The organism is Paraburkholderia sp. (assembly GCF_035656215.1).
In the GTDB taxonomy this organism is placed as follows: domain Bacteria; phylum Pseudomonadota; class Gammaproteobacteria; order Burkholderiales; family Burkholderiaceae; genus Paraburkholderia.
In genome coordinates this window covers 25,044-31,548 of sequence record NZ_DASRSY010000283.1, presented here as the reverse complement: position 1 = coordinate 31,548, position 6,505 = coordinate 25,044, and the positions used below count along the sequence as shown (strand labels likewise).

General features: G+C 60.7%; 5 protein-coding genes and 2 pseudogenes. 3 read left to right on the top strand and 4 right to left on the bottom strand.

Going from position 1 to position 6,505, the window contains the following annotated elements:
• A pseudogene (locus tag VFE81_RS16015) lies at window positions 1–96 on the top strand (DUF2946 domain-containing protein); the annotation flags it as partial.
• Window positions 97–151: 55 nt separating this feature from the next.
• Window positions 152–289: pseudogene (locus VFE81_RS16010) on the top strand (copper resistance protein CopC); the annotation flags it as partial.
• Between the two features lie 93 nt (window positions 290–382).
• Here VFE81_RS16010 and VFE81_RS16005 read toward each other — a convergent pair.
• The 3 genes from VFE81_RS16005 to VFE81_RS15995 all read right to left on the bottom strand — a co-directional run bounded on the left by VFE81_RS16005 (window position 383) and on the right by VFE81_RS15995 (window position 4,541).
• Window positions 383–1,585, bottom strand: a complete 1,203-nt coding sequence (locus VFE81_RS16005; RefSeq protein ID WP_325045535.1) for a porin — start codon at window positions 1,583–1,585, stop codon at window positions 383–385.
• 133 nt (window positions 1,586–1,718) lie between these two features.
• Window positions 1,719–3,182 carry an amidase gene (locus VFE81_RS16000; protein WP_325045534.1) on the bottom strand — a complete coding sequence of 488 codons (1,464 nt, stop codon included), beginning with the start codon at window positions 3,180–3,182 and terminating at the stop codon, window positions 1,719–1,721.
• A gap of 45 nt (window positions 3,183–3,227) precedes the next feature.
• Complete coding sequence (locus tag VFE81_RS15995; RefSeq protein ID WP_325045533.1) at window positions 3,228–4,541, bottom strand: MFS transporter; 1,314 nt, start codon at window positions 4,539–4,541, stop codon at window positions 3,228–3,230.
• A gap of 365 nt (window positions 4,542–4,906) precedes the next feature.
• On the opposite strand from VFE81_RS15995, the gene VFE81_RS15990 reads away from it, so the two are divergent.
• On the top strand, window positions 4,907–5,839 hold the full coding sequence (locus tag VFE81_RS15990) for a LysR substrate-binding domain-containing protein (RefSeq protein ID WP_325045532.1): 933 nt from the start codon (window positions 4,907–4,909) through the stop codon (window positions 5,837–5,839).
• Window positions 5,840–5,882: 43 nt separating this feature from the next.
• Here the strand turns inward: VFE81_RS15990 and hpaC are convergent, their stop codons facing one another.
• On the bottom strand, window positions 5,883–6,422 hold the full coding sequence (hpaC, locus tag VFE81_RS15985) for a 4-hydroxyphenylacetate 3-monooxygenase, reductase component (RefSeq protein ID WP_325045531.1): 540 nt from the start codon (window positions 6,420–6,422) through the stop codon (window positions 5,883–5,885).
• Between the last annotated feature and the right edge of the window lie 83 nt (window positions 6,423–6,505).

Below are 6,505 nucleotides of genomic sequence, written 5' to 3'. Positions count from 1 at the left end.
GCTCTTCAGCACACTGTCGCCACCCGCTTCGAGAGCGTTCGCCGCGTCGAACCGCTCACCTTCGCGCAGCCTCGCGCCCCTCCGTTCGCTTCCTGATTCGAGTCACTCCGGCGCGGTGCCATGACTGCATCGCGGTGCCGCAGCACGTCTGTCTGTAGACGCGCATCAGACGGCGGAGATGACCGTGCCGCTGCCGTCGCTCGCGGCCGGTCATTACACCGTGCACTGGGTGGCCGTGGCGGCCGATGGGCATCGTACGCACGGTGACTACGCGTTTGATGTGAAGTAGTTTGATCTGGTTGCCTGCGAGGTGCTTTTTTCTGTATGCCCGCCGCCGTAGGCAAGCAGACAAAAAAAGCACCGCGCAGCGCAAAAAACAAAATCAAAACTTATGCCGCATCCCAACCCTCACAACAGCCTGCTTATCATCGGCCGACGCAGAAGGCCCATTAATCGCGGCTACTGCCTGCTTGCCGGTCGAGTCCGTCCCGGAGGCTTTCTGATAAACCCCAATCAGATACACATCGGTACGCTTTGACACGAAATAGTCGATCCCTGACGCGACCTGCTGATAAGTCGCGCCTGTCATGCCCTTAACCGAACTCCCTTTCGTATAGTCATACGCCACGCCACACAGCAAATCAGGCGTGATCTGATACTTGAAGTTCACCTCCGCATTATTCAACGTAGCATTGCCGCTCAAGCCTGCCGGATTCGGCCCCGACGAAAGATCGCCAAGATTACGGAAGCTCGTATTCGAATAAGTCGCACCAAACGTCGCCGCCCCGAAAAGATACGACGCCCCAGCACCAATCACATGCAGCGACTTCGCCGACGCATCCCCGGAATACACAGGCGACACCATGTTGCTGCCCGGCACGCCATTCACACTAGCAGCAGGACTACCGGTACTGCCAAAGAACGACGTATTCGGATTGGCGACATCGAGATAACCCACACCAAGCGCCAACGGTCCATTTACATACCCAGCCGACACCGACCAGATCCGGTTGCGCGAAAAATTGCCCGCCACGCCGCCCAGGCTATACATGCCTTCCACCGTCAACCCACCATACGTGTTGCTGGTGAACTTGATCGCGTTGTTCGTGGAGTTGGTGTTGTTGATGTTGTCCAGATCGCCAGGATGCGCCGCCATATAGCCACCCCATTGATCGCCGACCTCGAACGGACCGAGTATGTCGACGTTCGTGTCGTACTGGCGACCGAGCGTCACGGTACCGAAGGGTCCCGACAAACCCACCCACGCCTTCTTGCCAAATAACAAACCGCCCTGGCCAAGCTTGCCGGTGCTGGCATCGAAGCCGTTCTCCAGCATGAAGATCGCTTTCATGCCGCCGCCAAGGTCTTCCGCGCCGCGCATGCCCCAGCGGCTTTGCTGCATCACGCCGCTCAGCAGACGAACCGCGCTATGACCCGAGACGCTGCCGTTCGCGTTGGCCGTCGCCGCATTGCTCGTATAACTCAAACCTTCATCGATAATGCCGTATAGCGTGACGGCACTCTGTGCATGCACCACTGCGGGAAAGGGTGCGGCGAGGCATACTGCCAGTAGCGTTTTTTTCATGTTGTCTGACGCTCAAGTTAGAGAAAGTGCGAAAAGTGACGGACGTGTTCGCTCCCGCGAGCCACGCGTTGCTTGCCTGCAAGCAGCCGGCGGCGAAAACCGGCTACTGGAGGAACCGCGGAATTAGCGGTGTTTAATGGTGCCCGGCGATAAGCGGCGGCCGCATCGTGCTGTGTGCCGCGGCGGTCTCATAGGCGTGGCCGAATTGCAGCAGACCCCAGTCGTCGCGAAAACGTCCGGCGATCTGCAAGCCGATCGGCAAGCCTGACGCGCTAAAGCCGCACGGCAAAGCGAGCACCGGCGATTCGGTGGAGGACAGATACCAGCAGATGCGCATCCAGTCGATGTACGAGTCGTAGCGCGTGCCCATGAACTCGGTGGGCCAGCGCAGATCGGCATCGAAGGGCAGCATCTGCGTGGCGGGCAACACGTAGTACGCGTGGTTGTCCATGAAGCGGCGCATGCGCTCGAACAAGGCAGTCTTGCGCACGAACATATCACCCAGATCCGCCGCGGATAGCGAGCGGTGCAAGCGGCACTCCGCTTCGATTTCCGGCTTCAGTTGTGCGCGTGCCTCGGCATCGAGCCGATCGACCAGGCTGCCGATCATCCACGCGCGCTCGATGCGGAACACGTCCTCGGCATCGCCGAGGTCGGGGTCGGCGAATTCCACTTCGCAGCCCATCGACTCGAACACCGCGGCCTGGGCCTGCACGGCCCGCTGAATCTCGGGATCGACAGCAAGACCGGCGAGCTGGACCGACATGGCAATACGTGTGCCGTGAAAATCGCGGTGCAACGGTTGCGCGAAGCGCGATCCTGATTCGCTGATTTCGGTCGCGGTTTCACCGGAGGGCCCGGAGATCGCGCTTAACAGCAAAGCGGTATCGGCGACATCGCGCGCCATCGGCCCATCGACTCCGAGTGTCGCCCAGCCATTCGAATCCGGCGCGCGCGGCACGCGTCCCGGCGACGGACGCAAACCGACCACCGCATTCCACGCGGCCGGATTGCGCAGCGAGCCCCCCATATCGCTGCCGCAAGCGAGTGGATTCATCCCGCACGCGACAGAGGCCGCCGCGCCGCCGCTGCTGCCGCCGGCGGATTTGCTCAGGTCCCACGGATTGCGTGTCACACCAAACACGTCGTTGAAGGTGTGCGAACCGGCGCCGAATTCAGGCGTATTCGATTTGCCGATCATCAGCGCACCTGCGGCATCGCAGCGGCGGGCGACCAGTGCGCTGTGCTGCGGGACGTGATGCTCGAAGGTTTTCGAGCCGAACGTGGTGCGCACACCACGCGTCGCGGTCAGGTCCTTTTGCGAAACTGGCAGACCATGCAACGGACCTTGCCAGACGCCGCGGGCCCATTGCGCGTCGATTTCTGCGGCGCGGCTCTTCAAGGCGGATTCGTCGGCGATCGTCACCAGTGCGTTGACCTGCGGGTTGACGGCCTCGATGCGTGAAAGGTGCGCATTCAGAATTTCGACTGCGCTCACTTCCTTCTTTCGCTGCAGATCGAGCAGGGTGTGCGCGGACAGGTCGCAGAGTTCGCTGTGCGCAGCGAGCGGTGCATCGGTATGAAGAGTGTCTGACATGAGAATTTCGTGGTGTTGAAGAGTGAATAACGCGTGTGTGGCGGGCTAAATGTCCTGACGCGTGCGGTCGATCACGAACAGCAGCGCGACCAGCGAGAGCACCCCGCAGACGATCACATACCAGGCGGGCGCGGCTGGATTCCCCGTCACCTGAATCAGCCACGTCACGATGAATTGCGCAAAACCACCGAAGATCGATACGCCCGCGGCGTACGCAATCGAAAGCCCCGTTGCGCGCGTGTTGCGCGGGAACATCTCCGGCAGCATCGAACCGGTCGCGCCTGCGTTGACGGAGTGCAGCGCTGCGAGTGCGCAGATCACCAGATACAACGTGCTGACCGAAGGCGAATGCTGGATCAGATAGAAGCCCGGCAGAATGAGCACGGTCAGAAGCACGCGCGAAATGAACGCGACGCGTTTGCGGCCGAACGTGTCGGACCAGATGCCACCCACCGGTGACATCACCAGCATCACTGCGCCCGCGAGAATCCCGCACCAGAGCGCGGCATCCATCGGCAGATGCAGCACCTTGATCGCATACGTCGACATGTAATAGATCACGATGAAGTGCGCAGACGTGCCGCCGACCACCAGGAAAAGGGCTACCAACACGAGCCGCCAGTCGCGTTGCAGAACAGTTTTCAGCACGCCAGTGGCTCCGCGCGCGGCATCGGCCGGCGCATCGGCCTCGTCACCAAGACGCGAACGCAAATAAAGACCAAGCGGCGCAATCAGCACGCCCGCAAGAAACGGAATGCGCCACCCCCAGGTTTCGAGCGAAGCCTTGTCGAGGTAGTGCGACAGTAGAAATCCGACCAGTGAGCCGGCCAGCGCTGCTGCACCCTGGCTCGCGAACTGCCAGCTCGTGATGTAGCCACGTCGCGCGGAAGAGGCGCGTTCCGCGAGCAGGGTGGTCGCGACGCCGACTTCACCGCCAGCGGAAAAGCCTTGCAGCAAACGCGCGGCGACGATCGCGAGCGGCGCCGCGATGCCGATTTGTGCGTAGGTGGGCATCACGCCGATCAGGCCGGTGCCGACTGCCATTGTCACCAGCGTGAGATTCATCGCGGCGAGCCGGCCAAAGCGGTCCGCCAGCACCCCAAACAGTACACCGCCCAGCGGCCGCGCGATGAAGCCAATGCCGAACGTGCCAACCGAAAGTAGGAGTTGCTGTTGCGACGAAGCGAGGGGGAAGAACAGCTTGCCGAGCAGCACGGCAAAGAAGCTGTAGACGGTGAGGTCGAAGAATTCGAATGCGTTGCCGATCGTTGTCGCGACGATCAGACCGCGGGTCGATGCGCCATGTCTCGCGCTTTGACTGACATCGTGCAGCGAAGAACTGAGTGAAGGTGACTTCATGAACGGGATCCCTCTGGAGGTGAATCAATCCGTGATGCTTCGATATTGTTTCGAGAGCGCTTCAATATCGGTTTGAGAGCGCATTGATCGAGCGGAGCGCCTTCAATGGCGACGATAGGAAAAGTCTAGGGAGTCAAAAAAGCATTCTGGATTTGCTTTTTCTTATTGTGATAACGCTGGGTTATCGCACCCGGCTGGGCGGGGAGTGGGGTTGCAGTGAGCCGCACGGCAATGGGTATTTGGGAGCATGGCCGGGGGTTTTCTCGCGGTGTACCATCGATTCAAGCCGTCAGCCGCGGGTTTCACCCGCGGAAGATGCCAACCGTGATGCCTCTTTCTCTAACCGCTAACCCGACCGCTCACCCGTGAAATACAACCAGTTGCGCGCTCTAGTGGCGATTGCCCAGCATGGCAGCATTCGCGCCGCGGCCAAAACGGTGTGTCTGTCCCAGCCCGCGTTGACCAAGGCGATTCGCGAGCTCGAACAGGAATTGGGCGTGCCGCTGGTGTCGCGCAGCGCGCGTGGCGCGCAACTCACGCAGTTCGGCCAGGCCGTGTGTGCGCGTGCACGACTCATCCTTGCCGAGATGCAGCATGCGAAAGAGGACGTGATCCATCTATCGGGTCAGGCGGGCGGCACGGTGTCGTGTGCGGTCACGCCGCTGGTGTCGTTGAAGTTTCTGTCGCGCGCCATTCACTCGTTCCGGCAGCGCATGCCGAAAACGCGGCTCTCAGTTCAGGAAGGTTTTCTGACGGCAGCGTTGGCGCGGCTGCGCGATGGTTCGCTCGACTTCGTGATCGCTATCGTCGATGAAAAAAAGCTCGCGCCGGAGTTCGTGTTCCGCTCATTGCACGAAGGCGAGTTGATCATTTCCGCTCGCAAAGGGCATCCGTTGGCGAATGCCGAATCGATCGCGGATCTGGAAGGCGCGGAGTGGATGCTCAACACCACGCCCGAAAGTATCGGCCAGTCGCTTCAGGATTTTTTTGTGCAGCACGGAGCAAGCGCGCCGCATGTGGTCGTGGAGTGCAGTTCGTTCAGTGCGAGCTTTTCGCTGACGGTGAGCAGTAATCTGCTGTCGTGCTGTCCGAAGAGTTTTCTGGAAACCGACTGGATTCGCGAACGGCTCGTTTCGATACCGGTGCGTGAGGCCTTGCCGCGCGTGTCGGTGGGCATCATCTCGCGTCGTGATGCATTGAATACGTCAGCCTGCGATTATTTGATCGACTGCTTTGTCGAGGCCGTCGCAACTGTGCCGCAGTTTCAGTTCGATACCGATAGCGCGGGCGTGGTTTAAGGGGACCGCGCGCTGCGGCTGCACTCAATGGATTTCGTCGCGCTCAATGCGATGCCGAGCGCTTGATGCGGTGGAAGTTGCGATCGAAATAGATCAACCCATCGCCGTCCGTGCGCACGCTGATGCAGGTGGTTTTGACGAACATCACCGAGTGCGAGCCCACTTCCTTCAGATCGACGATCTCGCCCTGCAGACTCGCGAGTGCGTCGCGCAATACCGGCACGCCGTGTGTGCCTTCGTCCCAGATCGGCCAGCCAAAGCGTTCTTCCATCGGCACCTGCGTCATGCCTGCGAAGTGGCGCGCGAGCAATTCGTGCTCGCCGGGCAGCACGTTGATGCAAACATGCCGGTTGCGTTCGAAGGTGGCGTGCATCGCGCTCGAACGGTTCAGACAGACGAGCAGTGTGGGCGGCGTATCGGTGACGGAGCACACGGCACTCGCGGTCACGCCGCAGCGTCCGTGTGGGCCGGCAGTCGTAATGACGTTCACGGCCGCGGATAGATGCGCCATGGCCTGACGGAATTGCTGTTTTGCTGCCAGGTCGGTGTCAACGGTGGGAGTCGATTGCGGATTCGGCTTCATGTTCTGGGTTCCTCGGGAGGCGCGGAATGGATCTGGATTCAAGCGTAATCAATCCACGTGCGGAAAAAAATCCGCGCGAGCGG